We start from the raw sequence: 19,514 nt of genomic DNA, 5'->3' as shown, positions 1-19,514 counted from the left end.
GGAACGCCACCGCCCTTGTAGGAGCGAGGCTTGCCCGCGAAGGGGCCTTCGAAAACGCTAAAAGCTTCGCGGGCAAGCCTCGCTCCTACAAAAGCAGAAGCAAAGCCCCAGCCAGAGCAGAAGCCGGTTAAGGGTGTTTGATGCCGTTAAGCTTCATCGCCCCGACCAGCAGTTCGTCGCCCTCAAGCTCCGCCAGCCCGGCTGTGCCGACTTTCTCCGGGTCCTGCACATGACCATGCTGCAAATAGCCCAGCAGGTTACCGACCAGCGGGTTATGGCTGACCAGCAGTGCGTGATCCACGGACACCAACTGCTCTGCCACCGCTTGCGGATAGTTGTCGGGCTTGAGCCAGTCGACCGTGCGAATTTCCGGCGCGAAACCCAGCGTCGTACGCACAATTTCTGCCGTCTCCTGCGCTCGCAGGAAAGGACTGGCATAAATGGCGGTGAGGGGTTTGCCGATCAATTGAGCGGCAGTGCGCAACACCTCTTCACGCCCCTTGACGGTCAATGTCCGCTCGGAGTCGGGGCGAGTACCGTGAGGTTCGGCTTCACCATGACGCAATACCCAGAGTTTCATAGCTTCGGTTCCTCATCTTGGGCCGGATGCGGTGCTGACGCCACAACGTGCGGAGCTTCACCTTCCGGTGTACGCGGCGTCGGCCAGTCGGCGAACGGCCAAGGCTTCTGGTCGCTGTGAAAGCTGCCGAAACGACCGATCTGCGCCAGAAACTGGCTCAGGCTGTCGCCGAAGTTCATCAAGCTGGCGCTCGGTGCGCCATAAATCAAACGATAGATCAGTTGCACCAGCACCACTGCACCGAGGATCAATTGCGCCACTTGCCAGACCAGCACATAGACAATCATCCACAGCACCCGCAGCAGGATGGATTCGTACTTGGCTTCCAGTTTCGGATCGTTCATGTCTGTCTCGCTCCCTGCTCGTATCGTTTAAGTGCTCAGTTGAAACCACTGGTGGAGATAAAGTCCACGTCGGTTTTCGGTTCACCACGCATCAACAACTCAATCACCTGATTCAGCGTGCGCCCTTCGAACAGAATCGCATGCAATCCGGCGACCAACGGCATATACACGCCCACGTCCTGAGCCTTGGCCTTGAGCACCTTGAGGGTGTTCACGCCTTCGGCCACTTCGCCCAGGCGTGTCACCGCGTCCTCCAGGCTCAAGCCCTGGCCGAGGGCAAACCCGACCTGATAGTTACGACTTTTGGGCGACGAGCAGGTGACGATCAAATCGCCGACCCCCGCCAGGCCCAGGAAAGTCATCGGGTTGGCGCCCTGATTCACCGCAAAGCGGGTCATTTCCGCCAGTGCCCGGGTGATCAGCATGCTCTTGGTGTTTTCACCCATGCCCATCGCCACCGCCATGCCGGCGATGATGGCGTAGACGTTTTTCAGCGCCCCACCCAGCTCCACGCCAAAGCGGTCGGCGCTGGCATACACGCGAAAGGTCCGGCCATGCAGCGCTTCCTGAACCTGTTGGCAAAGCGCTTCGTCTTCGCTGGCGACCACCGTGGCGGTCAGCGCGTGTTCGGCAATTTCACGGGCCAGATTCGGGCCAGACAGCACACCGATGCGCGCTTGCGGGGCAATCTCTTCGAGGATCTCGCTCATCAGCTTGAACGTATGGGCTTCGATGCCTTTGGTCAGGCTCACCAGCAGTTTGCCGCTCAAACGTTCGGCGTGAGGGACCAATACCGAGCGCAGCGCGCTGGATGGCAGCGCGACGAAGCACAGGTCGCAGGCCTCCAGGGTGGCTTGCAGGTCCGTGACCGCCTCCACCGCCGGAAGAATCTTGATGCCTTTGAGGTAACGCGGGTTCTCGCGATTGACCCGAATGGCCTCGGCCTGTTCGGGGTCGCGCATCCACAGCCGGACCTGATGCCCATTCTCGGCCAGCAGATTAGCCACGGCGGTACCAAAACTTCCGCCTCCCAGGACCGCAATTGGGCGCTGTTCAGTCATATGCAATCCGTTAATCCATACCAGTGGCGATGCCGGCATTATACGGAGCGGCCCGGTCGCGGCCAGCCCCAGCATCAATTACCGACACTTGTAGGAAGAAGACCAAGAAAACCGAGGAAAATGCCCACATCGTGACTGGAAAAGTCGTTGTGCTCGGTTAACATGCGCGCCAACTAATCGCTATCAAGGCCGTGCCGTGTCTTTTGGCTCCCCCTATCCTCGCTCGCCGCTGGTACTGGCACTGATCTTCAGCTCGCCATTACTGGCCGACGACCTGTTCCTTGACAACGATCCGTTGCCGCAAGTGCTGACAGCGACGCGCCTGAAGCAGTCGCCGGCGGCCGTGCCGGGGAGCATGACGGTGATCGACAGCGAACTGATCAACGCCAGCGGCGCGCGGGACATCAGCGAATTGCTGCGGCTGGTGCCGGGGATGATGGTCGGCAATATCAGCGGTAATCAGGCGGCGGTGAACTACCACGGCACCAACGCCAGCGAAGCGCGGCGCATGCAAGTGTTGATCGACGGTCGCTCGGTGTACCGCGCAGGCCTGGCCACGGTGGACTGGAGTGATATTCCGGTGACCCTGGAAGACATCGAGCGCATCGAGGTTTTCCGTGGCCCGAACACCGTCAGCTACGGCGCGAATGCGCTGATGGCGGTGGTTAATATCATCACCCGCAAACCGGTCGACAGCCACGGCACGCGGCTGAAAGTCACCCGTGGCCAGCGCGGTATCAACGACTTCTACGCCAGCCAGGGCCTGGGTTGGGACAGCGGCGACCTGCGCCTGTCGTTGTCCGGCCAACAAGACGATGGCTTCGACTCGGACCGCACCAGCGCCGATTACCGAGACAGCCGTCGCTTGAACCGTTTCAGCCTCGCCGTCAGCCAGACGCTCAATGAAAACCAGAGCATCGACTGGCAACTGAATGCCAAGGACGGGACCAACCAGCGGCCCTATACCTACCGCCCGGTGTTTTCAGGGATTACCGCCGCCGGGAACAATTCCGACGTTATCGCCAAGGACTATGCCGGCTCACTGCGCTGGAATCTGGACATCAACCCCGATCACAGCCTTTATATTCAGGGCTCGGCGCAACACTGGGATCGCCAGCAGACCTGGCGTGCCTGCGATGCCGAGGTCTCGTTCAGCCCGGAACTGACCGAGCTCTGGCAACTCAATCCGAACTACGCCGAACGCCTGGCGCGCAACATGCAACGCTACACCGGTTCGGGCGCACCGGCAGGGACTGCGGCTGAACGCGCGCTGGGCAATCAGGTACTGAGGCAATGGCAAAACGGCGCCCGGCAAACCATCTGCGGCGATATTGATCAGAGCGCCCGGGAATCGCGCTACGACCTCGAGCTGCAAGACACGCTCAGCCTGTCCGACAGTCTGCGGCTGGTCAGCGGCATGAACTATCGTTACGACCGGGCAGATTCCGAAACCTACTTCAATGGCACGCTTGACGACACCACCTGGCGGGCGTTCGGCCAACTCGAATGGCGCGCCACCGAGCACTGGCTGCTGCAGGGCGGTGCGATGTTCGAAGACACGCAATTGACCGGCCACTCACTGACTCCGCGGGTGGCGGTCAATTATCTGATCAACCCGCGCCACGGCTTGCGAGCGGTGCATTCAGAAGCCATCCGCTCGCCGGACATGTTCGAGAACAACGTCAACTGGAGTTATCAGGTGACCAACCTGCAGCCCAGTGCCTACGGCCAGACCAGTGCCCGCTATTTCGTCAAGACCCGTGGTCCGGGCGACCTCGAACAGGAACGCATGCGCTCCCGGGAATTGGGCTACAACGGCTACTTCGCAGAGTGGGGGCTGGCGGTCGACGTGAAGCTGTTCTACGACGAAATCACCGGCATGATCAGCGAACCGCTGCGCAACAATCAGTACATTGCCAGCAACTCGAACAGCTCGCGCTTCACCGGGACAGAAACCCAGCTGGACTGGCGCGTCAGCAGTGCCGATCGTCTGCGCCTGACTTATGCCTACGTCGATGCCGAGGCGAGCAACCCGCTGGATGCACAACAGACGGCGCGCAACAGCGGCTCCGCCGGTTGGCTGCGAAACTGGGGCTACGGCTGGAACAGCGCGCTCTTCTACTATGGCGCCGACGCCCTCAACGGTTATCGCTTCGAACGAATCGATACCCGCATCGCCAAACGCATTGCTTTGGGCAAGGCCAATCTGGAACTGGCCGGGGTCCTCCAGCAACGCCTCGATCATCAGCCCACCACCTTCGTCGACAACAACTACGACGAGCGCCGGGTGCTCTACTTCAGCGCGGAGCTGGAGTTTTAAGATGCAACATCGCCCGTCACGCAAGACGCCAACCCTTGGCCGCCTGCTGGCCGGGTTGTGCCTGGTGTTTACCGGGCTGATGTGCAACCTGCCGGCACGAGCCGCCGACATTCTGCTGGCCGGCGCCGAGGACAGCTCCGGCGTGCAGTCTTTCGTCCAGGCCCTGAGCAAGCTGCGCCCCACCGACAGCGTGCGTTTCCAGCCTGTCGCCAGCCTGCCGGCGCCAGGCCAACTGCCCATCGGCACCCGCCTGATTCTGCTCGATTTGCCCAGCCTCGACTGGCGCCTGCAAGACGCCCAGGGCCCGGCGACGCTGGTGCTGCGCATCAGCCGCCTACAAGCCCACCAACGTCTGGGCAATGACTTGCCCCCGCACCTCAGCCTGCTCTGGAGCGATCCGCCGCCGGATCGACAGTTGCGCCTGACCCGACTCGTTCTGCCTGGGGCCCGGCGGGTCGGCGTGCTTTTCGACACCCACAGTGAATTTCTTTTGAAGGAACTGCATCAGGCCGCCCTGCCCCTGGGCCTTGAAGTGGTCACCGAGCGTTGGGAAAACACCAATGACAGTCGCCCCTTGCAGGCCCTGCTGAAAAACAGTGATGTGCTGCTGGGCCTGGATGACCCTGACCTGTATAACCCGAAAACCGTGAAAAACCTGCTACTCAGCAGCTATGCACGGCAACTGGCGCTGATCGGTCCCAACGCAGCCTTCGTCAGGGCCGGTAGCCTGGCCAGCACTTACAGCGACCAGAGCGATTGGCTGAAGATTCTCGACGATCTGCTCGACCTACCCACGAGCAACTGGCCGCGTGCACTTTATCCGCAACACTTCAAGGTCTTGAGCAACCCGCAAGTGGCTCGTTCATTAAGTATTGAACCGATGCATGAAGCGTCTGTCGCAACACAGCTGGCCGAAGGAGAACGCCGCCCATGACCTTCCGTCGCGGTTGGGACATCAATACCCGCACCCAGATCATCAGCCTCGGCCCGGCGCTGCTGCTGACGTTGCTGCTGATCAGTTTCTTCACCTTCGTGCGAATCCAGGACCTGCGCCAGGAACTCAATCACACCGGCCAGCTGATCGCCAACCAGCTGGCGCCGGCCACCGAGTACGGGGTGATCTCGGGCAATAACGACGTACTCGAAAGTTTGCTCAAGGCCACCCTGGCCACGCCCAATGTGCGCTTTCTGGAAGTACAGGACAGCACCAACCGGATTCTGGTGTACGTCGAACAACCGTCGCACACCCACAACCGCTCGCACCAGGTCGAAGTATTCCAGGCACCGGTGCGACTGCAACGCATCGCGCTCAACAATGACTTCTTCCAGAACAGCCGTACCGCCGCCAGTGCACCTGGCGAGGACTATCTGGGCCGGGTGATCGTCGGCCTGTCCAATGACGCCTTCAACCAGCGCCAGCAGGAAATCCTCTTCAAGGCCGGGATCCTGGCGTTGTTCGCGCTGTTGTTTACTTTTTTGCTGGCTCGGCGCCTGGCCGGCAGCCTGTCGCAACCGATCCACGACATCGGCAACGCCGTCAAGGCAATCCAGGAAGGTGACTACAAGACGCCCCTGCCGATTGTCGACGACACCGAACTGGGCGCCCTGTCGCAACACATCAACAACCTTGCCCAAGGCCTTGAACAAGCCAGCCGCGAACAACACCTGGCCATGGCGCAATTGATCCAGACCCGCGAAGAAGCGGAAAAAGCCAACAACGCCAAATCCGATTTCCTGGCCATGATGAGCCACGAATTGCGCACGCCGATGAATGGCGTGTTGGGCATGCTGCAACTGCTGGAAACCACGCAGATGACCGAGGAACAGATCGAGTACGCGGCACTGGCTTCGGAGTCCACCGAACACCTGCTCAAAGTGATCAACGACATCCTCGATTTCTCCCGCATCGAGCGCTCGGAACTGGAACTGGAGCACATTGCGTTCAACCTCGCGGACTTGATCAGCAGTTGCGCCCAGTCGTTCCAGCATAGCGCGGCGCAACGCGGGCTCGACCTGCAGCTGCTGATCCCCGAGGACATGCTCGCGCTGCAGGTTCAGGGCGATCCGACGCGGATCCGGCAGATATTGGTCAATCTGGTCGGCAATGCGTTGAAGTTCACCGAACAGGGTCACATCACGATCGAACCGCAGTGGCAATCCCTGGATCATGAACTGCTGTGGTTCACCTGCACGGTGCGTGACAGCGGGATCGGTATCCCGGCCGAAAGCCTGGAATTGATGTTCAACGCATTCCAGCAGGCCGACAGCTCTATCTCAAGACGTTATGGCGGCACCGGGCTGGGGCTGCCGATTGCCCGCACCCTGGCTGAGCGGATGGGCGGCACCTTGCGTGCTCAGAGCGAAGAAGGCATTGGCTCGGTGTTCACCCTGGAAATTCCTCTGGCGCTCCACAAACAGGCGTTGCCAGCACTGACGCCGCGAGTACACACCGGCAACGGTGACGGCGAAGGTCGTAATGTGCTGCTGGTGGAGGACAATCCGGTCAACCGCACCGTTGTCGAAGCAATGTTGCGCAGTCTGGGCTTTACTGTCAGCGTCGTCACCGATGGAGCACAAGCGGTGCGCAGTGCCGAGAGCCTGATTTTCGAAGCGATTCTGATGGACTGCCGACTGCCGGTCGTCGACGGCTACGAGGCCACCCGACAGATACGCCAACTGCCCGGCTGCGCCGACGTGCCGATCATCGCCCTGACGGCCAATGCCTTGCAGGGCGACCGCGAAGCCTGTTTGTCAGCGGGAATGAACGATTACCTGGCCAAGCCCTTCAAACGCACTGATCTGCAGCAAGTTCTGCAACGATGGGTGCAGTAGTACAGGCCTTTCGGCTATCTGCGACTGGCGTGAACGACGAAAGTGCGGCAGTCTTAGGCACCCGAACAGGCCCGAAAAGGGGCTTGAATAATAATTTCAGTGCACAAGTGTACATTCATGTCCTTGGTGCTGTGACTTTCACCACAACGCAATAGTCTATGAGTAGGCTGCTGACTCGAGGCATGAACGCTTCGATCGGCCGGGAGATTCGCCCCACCCTGCCGCATGGACTATTGAGGAGCTCGCATGACCAAACAAAACGCCTTTACTCGGGAAGACCTGCTGCGCTGCAGTCGCGGTGAGCTGTTTGGCCCAGGTAACGCGCAACTGCCCGCCCCGAACATGCTGATGGTCGATCGCATCACCCTGATCAGCGAAGAGGGTGGCAAGTACGGCAAAGGTGAATTGGTCGCCGAGCTGGATATCACTCCAGACCTGTGGTTCTTCGCCTGCCACTTCGAAGGTGATCCGGTGATGCCGGGCTGCCTGGGCCTCGATGCCATGTGGCAACTGGTCGGTTTCTTCCTCGGCTGGCAAGGTCTGCCGGGGCGCGGTCGCGCTCTGGGTTCGGGCGAAGTAAAATTCTTTGGCCAGGTACTGCCGACCGCCAAGAAAGTCACCTATAACATCCAAATCAAACGCATCCTCAAAGGCAAGCTGAACCTGGCCATTGCCGATGGTTCCGTGACCGTCGACGGTCGCGAAATCTACACCGCCGAAGGCCTTCGGGTCGGCGTTTTCACCTCCACTGACAACTTCTAAGGGTTATCCGCATGCGCCGCGTCGTTATCACTGGTCTGGGCATCGTTTCGTGCCTGGGCAATGACAAAGAGACCGTCTCCGCTAACCTGCGTGCAAGCCGCCCTGGCATCCGGTTCAACCCGGAATATGCCGAAATGGGTCTGCGTAGCCAGGTTTCCGGCTCCATTGACCTTCCCCTCGAAGAGCTGATCGATCGCAAGATCTTTCGCTTCGTCGGCCACGCGGCGGCTTACGCCTACCTGGCCATGAAAGATGCCATCGCAGACTCCGGTCTGACCGAAGAGCAGGTTTCCAACGTGCGTACCGGCCTGATCGCCGGTTCCGGTGGCGCGTCGACCTTGAACCAGATGGAAGCGCTGGACATCCTGCGCGAGAAAGGCGTCAAACGCGTCGGCCCGTACCGCGTCACGCGGACCATGGGCAGCACCGTTTCGGCTTGCCTGGCCACCCCGTTCAAGATCAAGGGAGTGAACTACTCGATCTCCTCCGCTTGCGCCACCAGTGCTCACTGCATCGGTAACGCTGTGGAGCAGATCCAGTTGGGCAAACAGGACATCGTGTTCGCCGGTGGTGGTGAAGAAGAACACTGGAGCCAATCGTTCCTGTTCGACGCCATGGGCGCACTGTCCAGCCAGTACAACGAAACCCCGGAAAAAGCTTCCCGTGCCTACGACGCCAAGCGTGACGGTTTCGTCATCGCCGGCGGTGGCGGCATGGTCGTGGTCGAAGAGCTGGAACACGCTCTGGCCCGCGGCGCGAAGATCTACGCGGAAATCGTTGGCTACGGCGCGACCTCCGATGGCTACGACATGGTCGCTCCAAGCGGCGAAGGCGCCATCCGCTGCATGCAGATGGCCATGGCCACTGTCGACACTCCGATCGACTACCTGAACACCCACGGCACCTCGACTCCGGTCGGCGATGCCATGGAAATGAAAGGTGTGCGTGAAGTGTTCGGTGACAAGGCCCCGGCCATCAGCTCCACCAAGAGCCTGTCGGGTCACTCCCTGGGCGCCGCCGGCGTTCACGAAGCGATCTACTGCCTGCTGATGATGGAAGGCAACTTCATGGCCGGTTCCGCCAACATCGACGAGCTTGACCCGGAAGTGGCAGACATGCCGATTCTGACCAAGACTCGCGAAGACGCCACCATCAACACCGTGATGAGCAACAGCTTCGGCTTCGGTGGCACCAACGCCACGCTGGTACTGAAGCGTTGGGCAGGTAAGTAATACCTCGCCGTTCCGCAGCACACAAAAACGCCCCGACTGGTTCGGGGCGTTTTTTTTGTGCCTGAAAAATGTGGAACGCCGCGATTCCTGTGGGAGCGAGCCTGCTCGCGATAGCGGTGTGTCAGGCGACATCCATGCCGAATGTTAGACCGTCATCGCGAGCAGGCTCGCTCCCACAGGTTCTGCGCTAACTCCGCGGTTTTGGTCGTTACGAACATGAAGCTTTTGTCATGAAACTCAATGGCCTGCGACTGAATGTCGCGTATTTCGCGGGCTGCAGGACTTTTGCCGATTCTGCAAAAATGGGTTGCCGAACTCTGCCATTTACTTAGTCAGCTAACAAAATATATAACAAAGGCCTGCACACGCCTTGCTGCAGACAACAGAGATTGGAGCTAGCAGATGACTGTAAAAGTAACTGAACGCGACGATTCACATATGTCCCACGAAGGCATCGCCGCCGGTATCCGCATCTGGGATGTACATCAACAAGACCTGCTGGTCGGGATGTTCCACTCCGAGACCGAAGCCCACCAATACAAGGCCGAACTGGAAACACTGGAGCAGCAACGCGAAGCACGCTCTGCATAAATGACCGCATTGAAAACGACAAACCCCTTGAATCAGTGAGAACTTGTGGCGAGGGAGCTTGCTCCCGCTTGAGTGCGTAGCACTCACAAAAATCGGCAATTGCTGCCAGATTTTCAGGGCCGCTACGCAGCCCAGCGCGAGCAAGCTCGCTCGCCACAAAGGCTTACCACATCAGATCGTCAGGGATCTGATAGGCCGCGTACGGATCGTCTTCGGCACTGACTTCTTCTGTCTGTACATTCAGCTGCACGATGCGCTGTGGATCGCGCTCCTGAATCTTCAGGGCCGCTTCACGAGGGATCACTTCATAACCGCCGGCGTGATGCACGATCGCCAGCGATCCGCTGCTGAGCTTGTTGCGCATCAGCGTGTTGACGGAGATGCGCTTGACCTTCTTGTCATCAACGAAGTTGTAGTAGTCCTCGGTGGTCAGCTTGGGCAGGCGCGAGACTTCGATCAATTGCTTGACCTGGGCGGCGCGGGCCTTCGCTTCGGCCTTCTCCTGCTGCTGGCGGTTCAGCTCCTGGTCGCGCTTGACCTTCTCGGCCATGGCTTCCTGAGCCGCACGCTGCTGGGAGTCATCGAGTTCGATCTGACCTTTATGGGCCAGACGCTGCTGCTTCTGCTTCTCTTTGCCGACCTGTTTGGCCTGCTTCTGGTTGACCAGCCCTGCTTTGAGCAACTGGTCGCGAAGGGAAATGCTCATGGTGCTTATTACTCACTTAGGCAACTGCTCAACCGCAGCTGGGCAAATTCTTTTCCTGACGTTTGGCTTCGCCCCACAAGGCGTCCAACTCTTCGAGGGTGCAATCTTCTATGGGACGGTGGGTGTCGCGCAATGCCTGTTCGATAAATCGGAAGCGTCTTTCAAACTTTGAGTTCGCGCCGCGCAGTGCGGTTTCCGGATCGACCTTGAGGTGTCGCGCCAGATTGACCACCGAAAACAGCAGATCACCGACTTCATCGGTAATCGCGGCCGAGTCGTTGTCGGCCATGGCTTCGAGCACTTCATCGAGCTCTTCGCGAACCTTGTCGAGCACCGGCAAGGCGTCCGGCCAGTCGAAACCGACCTGCCCTGCGCGTTTCTGCAGTTTTGCCGAACGGGACAGCGCCGGCAACGCGGCAGGCACGTCGTCGAGCAAGGACAACTGCTCCGGTGCCGAAGACTTCTCGGCGCGCTCTTCAGCCTTGATCTCTTCCCAGCGTTGCTTGACCTGCTCTTCATTCAGACGCGGGATGTCCAGCGGCGCATACAGATCACCGGTGGGGAACACGTGAGGATGACGGCGGATCAGCTTGCGCGTGATGCTGTCGACCACGCCAGCGAACTCGAAGCGCCCTTCTTCCCGAGCCAGCTGGCTGTAATAAACCACCTGGAACAGCAAGTCGCCCAACTCACCCTGCAAATGATCGAAGTCCCCGCGCTCGATCGCATCGGCGACTTCGTAGGCTTCTTCCAGGGTGTGCGGGACGATGGTCGCGTAGGTTTGCTTGATGTCCCACGGGCAGCCGTATTGCGGGTCGCGCAGACGGTTCATCAGGTGCAGCAAGTCTTCAAGGCTGTACATCAATCACTCTCACTGCAAAAACCTTGTGGGAGCGGGCTTGCTCGCGAAGAGGGAGTGTCAGTCGACATTAATGTTGTCTGACACACCGCTTTCGCGAGCAAGCCCGCTCCCACATTAGTCATCATCACGGCGTGCGGTTACGGCGGGTTTCGATGATGTTCGGCAACTGGGAAATCCGCCCCAGCAACCGCCCCAGTGCATCCAGCCCCGGAATCTCGATGGTCAGGGACATCAACGCCGTGTTGTCCTCTTTGTTCGAGCGGGTGTTGACCGCCAGCACGTTGATCCGCTCGTTGAGCAGCACCTGCGACACATCACGCAGCAGACCGGAACGGTCGTAGGCACGGATGATGATGTCCACCGGATAAGTGAGCACCGGCACCGGCCCCCAGCTGACCTGGATGATCCGCTCCGGCTCGCGCCCGGCCAGTTGCAGCACCGAGGCGCAGTCCTGACGGTGGATGCTCACGCCACGGCCCTGGGTGATGTAACCGACGATCGCATCCCCCGGCAACGGCTGGCAGCAGCCGGCCATCTGGGTCATCAGGTTGCCGACGCCCTGGATCTGAATGTCGCCGCGCTTGCCTGGTTTGTAGCCGGTGGCTTTGCGAGGGATCAGCTCCAGCTGTTCGTTACCGCGTTCCGGCTCGACCAGTTGCTGCGCCAGGTTCACCAGTTGCGCCAGGCGCAAATCGCCTGCGCCCAATGCGGCAAACATGTCCTCGGCGGTCTTCATGTTGGCCTTCTCGGCCAGTTTGTCGAAGTCCACCTGCGGCAGGCCGAGGCGATTGAGCTCGCGTTCGAGCAAGGTTTTACCGGCCGCGACGTTCTGATCGCGGGCCTGCAATTTGAACCAGTGAACGATCTTCGCCCGCGCCCGCGAGGTGGTGATGTAACCCAGGTTCGGGTTCAGCCAGTCACGGCTCGGAGTGCCGTGCTTGCTGGTGATGATCTCGACCTGTTCACCGGTTTGCAGGCTGTAGTTGAGCGGCACGATCCGTCCGTTGATCTTGGCGCCGCGGCAGTTGTGACCGATTTCGGTGTGCACGCGGTAGGCGAAGTCCAGCGGTGTCGCGCCCTTCGGCAAGTCGATGGCGTGACCGTCCGGGGTAAAGATGTAGACCCGGTCCGGCTCGATGTCGACCCGCAGTTGTTCGGCAAGGCCACCAATATCGCCCAGCTCTTCGTGCCACTCGAGAACCTGACGCAGCCAGGAGATTTTCTCTTCGTAGTGGTTCGAGCCGGATTTGACGTCGGTACCTTTGTAACGCCAGTGCGCGCAAACCCCCAGTTCGGCTTCTTCGTGCATCGCGTGGGTGCGGATCTGCACTTCCAGCACCTTGCCTTCAGGGCCGATTACCGCGGTGTGCAGCGAGCGGTAGCCGTTCTCCTTCGGGTTGGCGATGTAGTCGTCGAACTCTTTCGGGATGTGCCGCCACAGGGTGTGGACGATGCCGAGCGCGGTGTAGCAGTCGCGCATTTCCGGCACCAGCACACGAACAGCACGCACGTCGTAGATCTGGCTGAACTCCAGACCCTTGCGCTGCATTTTGCGCCAGATCGAGTAGATGTGTTTGGCCCGACCGCTGATGTCGGCATCGACGCCAGTGGCCTGCAACTCGTCTTTGAGTTGGGTCATCACGTCGGCGATGAAGCGCTCGCGATCCAGCCGTCGCTCGTGGAGCAACTTGGCGATCTGCTTGTACTGGTCGGGCTCAAGATAGCGGAAGGACAAGTCCTCCAGTTCCCACTTGATATGACCGATACCGAGGCGGTGGGCGAGCGGCGCGTAAATGTCGAAGACTTCACGGGCCACGCGGTTGCGCTTCTCGTCGTCGGCGGTTTTCACCGCGCGGATCGCACAGGTGCGCTCGGCCAGTTTGATCAGCGCGACGCGCACGTCGTCGACCATGGCCACCAGCATTTTGCGCAGGTTTTCGACCTGCCCCTGAGTGCCCAGCACCAGGGATTGACGGGGGCTCAGGCTGGCGCTGATCGCCGCCATGCGCAACACGCCGTCGACGAGCTTGGCGACCACCGGACCGAAACGCTGGCTGACCGCCGGCAACTGGATCTGGCCTTCGCGCACGCCGCGATACAGAACCGCCGCGACCAACGAATCCTGATCGAGTTTGAGGTCGGCGAGAATCTCGGCGATCTCAAGGCCCGTGCGGAAACTCGAGGTCCCTTCGGACCACAGATTCTTCGCCGCATTGGCTTGTTGTTCGGCCTCGCGAGCGAACTCGCAGGCTTCTTTCAAGGCTTCGCGATCCAGTGCCAGATCGACACTGACCGCATGATCGAGCCAAGCCTCGAGATTGATACTGCCGTCAGTGTTGATCGGCTGGTGTGCTCTCACCTGTACCATCTTGCTTTACCTTCCCTACGACGCAGATTCAATGCGTCAATTCGCTGACCTTCGCTGCCCGTGTGCACTCGCGGGGCTAAGACGAATGCGTTTTGCACAAGCAGGTCAATCGGACCAGACGAGCCATCCTAGCTCGCTTCAAATAACGCCATGGCCTCGACATGTGCCGTCTGAGGAAACATATCGAGAATCCCGGCACGTTTTAACCGGTAGCCCTGCTTGATCAATTCGACCGTGTCGCGCGCCAGCGTTGCGGGGTTGCACGACACATACACCAACCGTTTGGCACCCAGGGACGCAAGCTTGCGCACCACCTCCAAAGCACCGTCGCGAGGTGGGTCCAAGAGTACCGCACAAAAGCCTTCGCTGGCCCATTCGGCAGCGGTCAAAGGCTGGGATAAATCGGCCTGAAAAAACTTCGCATTATGCAAATTGTTGCTAGCAGCGTTCGCGGCCGCCCGCTCGACCATGGCCTGCACGCCTTCCACCGCCACCACTTCGCGAACGATTTTGGCCAGCGGCAAGGCAAAGTTGCCCAACCCACAGAACAAGTCCAGAACCCGTTCATCAGATTTCGGCGCCAACCATTCCAGCGCCTGAGCGACCATCGCTTCGTTGACCCCGGCGTTGACCTGGATGAAATCGCCCGGCCGATACGCCAGGTTCAAATCCCACTGCTCAAGGCGATAGCCCAAAGACTGATTGGCCTCGACCGGTTGCGGCTCGCCTTCGCCATGCAGCCACAACTGGGCTTGATGGAACGCGCAGAAATCCTTGAGGATGGTCATGTCGGCTTCGGACAACGGCGCCATGTGCCGCAGCAATACCGCCAATGACGAACCGCTGAACAACTCCACATGCCCCAGCGCCTGAGGTTTGCTCAAGCGCCTGAGCATGTCCGGCAAGCGGGTCATGATCGGCTGCAAGGGTTGTACCAGCACCGGGCATTCGTTGATCGCAACGATGTCCTGACTGCCGGCGGCGCGGAAACCGACTTCGAGTTTTTTCGCCTTCATGTCCCAGCGCACCGCCACTCGGGCGCGACGACGGTAGCCGAATTCCGGACCGCTCAACGGCGCGGCCCACGCTTCGGGTTCGACGCCGGCGACCCGCGACAACTGCTCGGCGAGCATGCGCTGTTTCAGGGCAAGTTGTTCATCGTGGGGCAGATGCTGCACGCTGCAACCGCCGCAGCGAGCGGCATGAGCGCACGGCGCCGGGCGGCGCAGTTCACTGGCCAGGAACACGTGTTCGGTACGCGCCTCAACGACTTTGCCGTGGGCGCCGAGAACGCGCGCTTCGACGTCTTCACCGGCCAATGCGCCGATGACGAACCAGGTGCGGCCTTCGAAAAACGCGATACCGCGACCGTCATTGGCCAGGCGCTCGATGGTCAAGCGCTGCTTTTTGCCGGTCGGGACTTGCGGGGCCTTGCTGCCGCCCGTGGGCTGGAAACGCAGGCCTCTCTCTTGCTTGGCCATCAGTTGGGCGCGTCGAAAATGCCGGTCGACAAGTAACGGTCGCCACGGTCGCAGATGATCGCGACGATCACCGCGTTTTCAACTTCTTTGGACAAGCGCAGCATCGCCGCCACGGCACCACCCGAGGACACGCCACAGAAGATACCTTCTTCACGCGCCAGACGACGGGTCACGTCTTCGGCTTCGCTTTGCGCCATGTCGACGATCCGGTCCACGCGATCGGCCTGATAAATCTTCGGCAGGTATTCCTGCGGCCAGCGACGGATGCCCGGAATGGCCGAGCCTTCCATCGGTTGCAGCCCGATGATTTGCACGTTGTCGTTCTGTTCTTTCAGGTAGCGCGAGACGCCCATGATGGTACCGGTGGTGCCCATCGAGCTGACGAAATGAGTGATGGTGCCTTCGGTCTGACGCCAGATTTCCGGACCGGTGGTGGTGTAGTGCGCCTCGGGGTTGTCACCGTTGGCGAACTGATCCAGCACCTTGCCGCGGCCTTCGTCTTCCATTCGCTGAGCAAGGTCGCGAGCACCTTCCATGCCTTCTTCCTGGCTGACCAGAATCAGCTCGGCGCCATAGGCGGTCATGGCGGCCTTGCGCTCGGCGCTGGAGTTGTCCGGCATGATCAGGATCATCTTGTAACCCTTGATCGCGGCGGCCATGGCCAGGGCGATCCCGGTGTTGCCCGAGGTCGCTTCGATCAGCGTATCGCCGGCGTGGATCTGCCCGCGCAATTCGGCGCGGGTGATCATCGACAGCGCCGGACGGTCCTTGACCGAACCCGCCGGGTTGTTCCCTTCGAGCTTGAGCAAAAGGGTGTTGCTGGTAGCGCCAGGCAGGCGCTGCAAACGGACCAGCGGAGTGTTGCCGACGCAATCGGCGATGGTTGGGTACTGCAAGGTCATGGCGTATTCGCAATCCAGACTGCGGGGGCGCCTATCATACCGGCAAACGTGCGCAGGCCATATCACGCAAAGTAAGGGGCTTATGGCTAATGGGAATAAGCGGGTGATTCAGTACTCTTCTCCTGCGCAATATTCAATTCATAAAACTCATGCAACTTGGCCTGCAACAGCTGTTTGTCCGGAAGCTGGACCTGGTATTCAGCGATCAACGCTGGCGACAGGCTGCGGTTAAGGGCGTACTCGACCACTTCGTCATCCTTGCTGGCGCAGAGCAACACACCAATGGCCGGGTTTTCGTGGGGTTTGCGTTCATCGCGATCCAGCGCTTCCAGATAGAAACCCAGCTTGCCCAAATACTCCGGCTCAAAACGACCGACCTTAAGCTCAATCGCCACCAGGCAGTTGAGCCCTCGGTGGAAGAACAACAGATCCAGGGCAAAATCACGCCCGCCGACTTGCAACGGGTATTCGGAGCCGACAAAGCAGAAGTCGCGGCCCAACTCGATCAGGAATTCCTTGAGGCGCGCCAGCAGTCCATGATGCAGATCAACCTCGGCATGACCGCCGGGCAGGTCGAGAAACTCAACCATGTAGGCATCACGAAACACCACCAGCGCATCGGGGTGGGTTTGTTTAAGCGCTGCCGAGGTTTTTGCCGGCTGGGTGATGCTACGCTCGAACAGTGCCGCCTTGAACTGACGCTCCAGTTCGCGCTTTGACCATTTTTCCTGAACCGCTAGACGCAGATAGAATTCCCGCTCTTGCGGGCGTTTACTCTGACTGAAGATGATCAGGTTGTGCGACCAGGATAATTGTCGCGCCAGTGGTGCGACTTTCTCTTCGGCACGATAAGTCTCATAGAACTGGCGCATGCGGAACAAATTCGAGCGGGTAAAGCCTCGCAACCCTGGTTGAGTCTGAGCCAGATGTTCGGCCAGCTGACTGACCACGGCATCGCCCCACTCGGCCAGCTCAAGCTTGCGACTGATGTAAGCACCGACCTGCCAGTACAGTTCGATCAGCTGGGTATTAACCACCTGCATGGCCTGCTGCCTGGCACTGTGAATCAGTGCAAGTACCTCATCGAAACGGACATCTACTGTATTGCCGGCAACGTTGGGTGCATTCATACCCAACTCCTTGAGAACGAGGAAAAGCGAGACTCTAAACCGTCAAGGCAGCCTTAAGGGGTCGGCGACACGCTTTAGGAAATATCGTACAAAAACTCCGGAACACTCCGGCAAGATCAGAACGGTGGTGGCTGGAAGGGCCTCATCGCGGGCAAGCCCGCTCCCACATGAGATCACGGTGATCACACATTTTGTGTTCGACACAGCTCCAATGTGGGAGCGGGCTTGCTCGCGAAAGCGCTCTGACAGACACCACCATCATCCGCCACCAACCGCATATTCAGCCGCAACCCTGCCCCGGCATTCTCCGCCCAAAGCCGCCCGCCCTGGCGCTGCACCGCATTCCTGGCGATGCTCAACCCAAGCCCGAAGCCGCCGTCCCCCGGCCGCGAACCATCGAGCCGAATGAACGGCGAGAAGATCCGTTCAAGATCCTCGTCAGCCACCCCTGCGCCCTCGTCCTCCAGCCACAGGTGCCAGAAGTCGCCATCACGCCGGCCACCGAGCGTCACAACACCGCCCTTGGGTGAATGACGAATGGCATTGCGCAGAATGTTTTCCAGCGCCTGAGCCAGGGTATTGAGATGGCCGCGCACCCAGCAGGATGCCTCCACCGCACAGTGCAATTGGCTCGCTGGCCAGCCACTTTCATAGCAGGCGTTTTCCGTGAGCATTTCCCACAAGGCCTGGATCTGGATCGCTTCGTCGGGCAATGGCGCGCGCTCGGTGTCGAGCCAGGCGAGTTGCAGGGTGTCCTCTACCAGTCGCTGCATGCCGTCGACTTCCCGGCCAATGCGTTCGCGCAATTGCCTCAGGTCTTGCTCGCTTTCGCTGGCCACCCGCAGTCGGCTCAGCGGCGTGCGCAATTCGTGGGACAGGTCGCGCAACAGTTGCTGTTGCAGGGCCACCGTGCTTTGCAGGCGTTCGGCCATGTGATCGAAGGCCCTGCCCAGTTCACCCAATTCATCCGTGCGGTTGGTGGTGCGGCTCGACAAGCGCACAGTCAGCTGATCAGCGCGCCAGGCGTTGGCCTGTTCGCGCAGGCTGTTCAGCGGGATGACCAGCAATCGATACAGCCCCACGCACAGCAGCAAGGTGAACAGCCCGGGAATCACCCCATTGGTGATCACCCGCCAAAACACCCGGTAGTGCCCGGGCATGAAACGCTGAGGCAGCTCGATCACCAGACTGCCGGCGGCCGGATCGTTGGGAAACGGGATTTTCAGCCACGGCAGGCCCTGGTTGCGCCGACTCACCGGCCAATCCAGCCCGCGCAGCAAGGTCAGGCGCTGGATTTCCTGGCTTGCCAGCGGGTAGCTGCTCAAGGATTGCAAATCGCCGCCGATGACGCCGACCCAGGTCGTCTCGTGATGGCCGACATGCTGCAACCAGGCATCAACGCCTGCACTCTGCTGTTCATTCCACGCCCGCTCTGCCTCGGCGGCGTAGCGCGTCAGGGTGCCCCGGGCCTCGTCGGAGAGGAACCGATTCTGCTTTTCCATGTAGCGGCCCCAGGACCAGCTCAACCAGATCATCAGCAGACAGAACGCTACCAACAAGCACGCCAGTTTCCAGAACAGTGAATGCCTGCCCGGCACGTCAGACCATTTCATCGGCCGCACTCAATACGTACCCCTTGCCCCAGACGGTGCGCACTTCCCGCTCGGTGTAACCGATGGTCTTGAGCTTGCGGCGAATCTGGCTGATGTGCATGTCGAGGCTGCGGTCATGGGGGGCGTAACCGCGCTGCAATACCTGCTGATAAAGGAACGCCTTGCTCAGCACTTCATCGCTGTTACGGTTCAGCGTGTCCAGCAACCGGTACTCGCTGCGAGTCAGGCCGGCAGCGTGCCCGGCCAAAAAGACTTCGCACCGCTCATCGTCGAAACGCAGGCTGTCCGAAGGGGCAATCGGTGCTGGCGCCGGCCGACGATCAAGCGCCACCCGCCGCAGGATCGCTTCGATGCGCACTCGCAACTCGGCCATGCTGAAGGGTTTGGGCAAGTAATCGTCGGCCCCGAGGCTAAAGCCACTGATGCGATCCGCCTCGGCGCCCAGGGCCGACATCAGCACCACCGGCGTGGAATGGCTCTGGCGCAATTGGGTCAACACCTCCAGACCATCGAGCCCTGGCAGCAGAATATCCATCAGCACCACATCAAAGACTTGTTGGCGCGCAATGGCCAGGCCTTCCCGCCCGTCCTGGCACCAGGTCACCTGAAAACCGCAGCGTCCCAGGTGTTCATGGACATAAGCACCGAGCACCAGATCGTCTTCGATGGAGAGGATTCGAGGATGGCCAATAGAGATGGGAGTCATGAGTATCTGCAAATAATTCTCAGT

At 60.1% G+C, this 19,514-nt stretch carries 17 protein-coding genes; 6 read left to right on the top strand and 11 right to left on the bottom strand.

Annotated elements, in window-relative coordinates:
- Window positions 1–127: 127 nt before the first annotated feature.
- From sixA to ACA044_RS07730, 3 genes are read right to left on the bottom strand one after another with little or no spacing between them, the layout of a single operon-like run.
- The gene (gene sixA / locus ACA044_RS07740) at window positions 128–580 is read right to left on the bottom strand and encodes a phosphohistidine phosphatase SixA (protein ID WP_497445836.1); all 453 of its coding nucleotides are present in this window, start codon (window positions 578–580) and stop codon (window positions 128–130) included.
- On the bottom strand, window positions 577–924 hold the full coding sequence (locus tag ACA044_RS07735) for a DUF4389 domain-containing protein (protein ID WP_497445835.1): 348 nt from the start codon (window positions 922–924) through the stop codon (window positions 577–579). Before ACA044_RS07735 ends, sixA begins: the two co-directional genes overlap by 4 nt.
- Before the next feature lie 35 nt (window positions 925–959).
- The gene (locus ACA044_RS07730; protein ID WP_497445834.1) at window positions 960–1,985 is read right to left on the bottom strand and encodes an NAD(P)H-dependent glycerol-3-phosphate dehydrogenase; all 1,026 of its coding nucleotides are present in this window, start codon (window positions 1,983–1,985) and stop codon (window positions 960–962) included.
- Between the two features lie 196 nt (window positions 1,986–2,181).
- Between ACA044_RS07730 and ACA044_RS07725 the strand changes: the two genes are divergently transcribed.
- The 6 genes from ACA044_RS07725 (at window position 2,182) to ACA044_RS07700 (ending at window position 9,722) form a co-directional block, all read left to right on the top strand.
- On the top strand, window positions 2,182–4,305 hold the full coding sequence (locus ACA044_RS07725; protein ID WP_497445833.1) for a TonB-dependent receptor plug domain-containing protein: 2,124 nt from the start codon (window positions 2,182–2,184) through the stop codon (window positions 4,303–4,305).
- A 1-nt stretch (window position 4,306) separates the two neighbouring features.
- Window positions 4,307–5,239: an ABC transporter substrate-binding protein gene (locus ACA044_RS07720; RefSeq protein WP_497445832.1), complete on the top strand. Its 933-nt coding sequence runs from the start codon at window positions 4,307–4,309 to the stop codon at window positions 5,237–5,239.
- Window positions 5,236–7,137: an ATP-binding protein gene (locus ACA044_RS07715; RefSeq protein ID WP_497445831.1), complete on the top strand. Its 1,902-nt coding sequence runs from the start codon at window positions 5,236–5,238 to the stop codon at window positions 7,135–7,137. Before ACA044_RS07720 ends, ACA044_RS07715 begins: the two co-directional genes overlap by 4 nt.
- Window positions 7,138–7,383: 246 nt before the next feature.
- Window positions 7,384–7,899 carry a 3-hydroxyacyl-[acyl-carrier-protein] dehydratase FabA gene (gene fabA, locus ACA044_RS07710; RefSeq protein WP_476214684.1) on the top strand — a complete coding sequence of 172 codons (516 nt, stop codon included), beginning with the start codon at window positions 7,384–7,386 and terminating at the stop codon, window positions 7,897–7,899.
- An 11-nt stretch (window positions 7,900–7,910) separates the two neighbouring features.
- Entirely contained in the window at window positions 7,911–9,131 is a 1,221-nt protein-coding gene (gene fabB / locus ACA044_RS07705; RefSeq protein WP_497445830.1) for a beta-ketoacyl-ACP synthase I, read from the top strand.
- Window positions 9,132–9,533: 402 nt separating this feature from the next.
- Complete coding sequence (locus ACA044_RS07700) at window positions 9,534–9,722, top strand: hypothetical protein (RefSeq protein WP_030130084.1); 189 nt, start codon at window positions 9,534–9,536, stop codon at window positions 9,720–9,722.
- A 163-nt stretch (window positions 9,723–9,885) separates the two neighbouring features.
- Here the strand turns inward: ACA044_RS07700 and ACA044_RS07695 are convergent, their stop codons facing one another.
- The 8 genes from ACA044_RS07695 to ACA044_RS07660 form a co-directional block, all read right to left on the bottom strand.
- The gene (locus ACA044_RS07695) at window positions 9,886–10,428 is read right to left on the bottom strand and encodes a DUF2058 domain-containing protein (protein WP_030130085.1); all 543 of its coding nucleotides are present in this window, start codon (window positions 10,426–10,428) and stop codon (window positions 9,886–9,888) included.
- Window positions 10,429–10,456: 28 nt separating this feature from the next.
- Window positions 10,457–11,290, bottom strand: coding sequence for a nucleoside triphosphate pyrophosphohydrolase (gene mazG / locus ACA044_RS07690; protein WP_497445829.1), 834 nt, complete (start codon window positions 11,288–11,290; stop codon window positions 10,457–10,459).
- A gap of 124 nt (window positions 11,291–11,414) precedes the next feature.
- Window positions 11,415–13,658 carry a GTP diphosphokinase gene (gene relA / locus ACA044_RS07685; RefSeq protein WP_497445828.1) on the bottom strand — a complete coding sequence of 748 codons (2,244 nt, stop codon included), beginning with the start codon at window positions 13,656–13,658 and terminating at the stop codon, window positions 11,415–11,417.
- A 128-nt stretch (window positions 13,659–13,786) separates the two neighbouring features.
- Window positions 13,787–15,139 (bottom strand): 23S rRNA (uracil(1939)-C(5))-methyltransferase RlmD, encoded by a 1,353-nt coding sequence (gene rlmD, locus ACA044_RS07680; RefSeq protein ID WP_497445827.1) that lies wholly within the window; start codon window positions 15,137–15,139, stop codon window positions 13,787–13,789.
- Window positions 15,139–16,041 carry a cysteine synthase CysM gene (gene cysM / locus ACA044_RS07675; RefSeq protein ID WP_497445826.1) on the bottom strand — a complete coding sequence of 301 codons (903 nt, stop codon included), beginning with the start codon at window positions 16,039–16,041 and terminating at the stop codon, window positions 15,139–15,141. The genes rlmD and cysM overlap by 1 nt, the downstream gene beginning before the upstream one ends.
- 86 nt (window positions 16,042–16,127) lie before the next feature.
- On the bottom strand, window positions 16,128–17,171 hold the full coding sequence (locus ACA044_RS07670; RefSeq protein WP_497445825.1) for a PDDEXK nuclease domain-containing protein: 1,044 nt from the start codon (window positions 17,169–17,171) through the stop codon (window positions 16,128–16,130).
- Between the two features lie 182 nt (window positions 17,172–17,353).
- Entirely contained in the window at window positions 17,354–18,784 is a 1,431-nt protein-coding gene (locus tag ACA044_RS07665; RefSeq protein ID WP_497445824.1) for a sensor histidine kinase, read from the bottom strand.
- Window positions 18,771–19,490 (bottom strand): response regulator transcription factor, encoded by a 720-nt coding sequence (locus ACA044_RS07660; protein ID WP_497445823.1) that lies wholly within the window; start codon window positions 19,488–19,490, stop codon window positions 18,771–18,773. The genes ACA044_RS07665 and ACA044_RS07660 overlap by 14 nt, the downstream gene beginning before the upstream one ends.
- Between the last annotated feature and the right edge of the window lie 24 nt (window positions 19,491–19,514).

This window comes from Pseudomonas sp. LBUM1673 (assembly GCF_059695645.1).
The sequence above is the reverse complement of the archived record's forward strand: the minus strand, read 5'-3'. Positions and strand labels throughout refer to the sequence as shown.

What these genes read in the sequence shown, in the direction of transcription:
- sixA (WP_497445836.1), bottom strand. Translation starts at nt 580, where the DNA reads ATGAAACTCTGGGTATTGCGTCATGGTGAAGCCGAACCTCACGGTACT.
- ACA044_RS07735 (WP_497445835.1), bottom strand. Translation starts at nt 924, where the DNA reads ATGAACGATCCGAAACTGGAAGCCAAGTACGAATCCATCCTGCTGCGG.
- ACA044_RS07730 (WP_497445834.1), bottom strand. Translation starts at nt 1,985, where the DNA reads ATGACTGAACAGCGCCCAATTGCGGTCCTGGGAGGCGGAAGTTTTGGT.
- ACA044_RS07720 (WP_497445832.1), top strand. Translation starts at nt 4,307, where the DNA reads ATGCAACATCGCCCGTCACGCAAGACGCCAACCCTTGGCCGCCTGCTG.
- ACA044_RS07715 (WP_497445831.1), top strand. Translation starts at nt 5,236, where the DNA reads ATGACCTTCCGTCGCGGTTGGGACATCAATACCCGCACCCAGATCATC.
- fabA (WP_476214684.1), top strand. Translation starts at nt 7,384, where the DNA reads ATGACCAAACAAAACGCCTTTACTCGGGAAGACCTGCTGCGCTGCAGT.
- fabB (WP_497445830.1), top strand. Translation starts at nt 7,911, where the DNA reads ATGCGCCGCGTCGTTATCACTGGTCTGGGCATCGTTTCGTGCCTGGGC.
- ACA044_RS07700 (WP_030130084.1), top strand. Translation starts at nt 9,534, where the DNA reads ATGACTGTAAAAGTAACTGAACGCGACGATTCACATATGTCCCACGAA.
- ACA044_RS07695 (WP_030130085.1), bottom strand. Translation starts at nt 10,428, where the DNA reads ATGAGCATTTCCCTTCGCGACCAGTTGCTCAAAGCAGGGCTGGTCAAC.
- mazG (WP_497445829.1), bottom strand. Translation starts at nt 11,290, where the DNA reads ATGTACAGCCTTGAAGACTTGCTGCACCTGATGAACCGTCTGCGCGAC.
- relA (WP_497445828.1), bottom strand. Translation starts at nt 13,658, where the DNA reads ATGGTACAGGTGAGAGCACACCAGCCGATCAACACTGACGGCAGTATC.
- rlmD (WP_497445827.1), bottom strand. Translation starts at nt 15,139, where the DNA reads ATGGCCAAGCAAGAGAGAGGCCTGCGTTTCCAGCCCACGGGCGGCAGC.
- cysM (WP_497445826.1), bottom strand. Translation starts at nt 16,041, where the DNA reads ATGACCTTGCAGTACCCAACCATCGCCGATTGCGTCGGCAACACTCCG.
- ACA044_RS07670 (WP_497445825.1), bottom strand. Translation starts at nt 17,171, where the DNA reads ATGAATGCACCCAACGTTGCCGGCAATACAGTAGATGTCCGTTTCGAT.
- ACA044_RS07665 (WP_497445824.1), bottom strand. Translation starts at nt 18,784, where the DNA reads ATGAAATGGTCTGACGTGCCGGGCAGGCATTCACTGTTCTGGAAACTG.
- ACA044_RS07660 (WP_497445823.1), bottom strand. Translation starts at nt 19,490, where the DNA reads ATGACTCCCATCTCTATTGGCCATCCTCGAATCCTCTCCATCGAAGAC.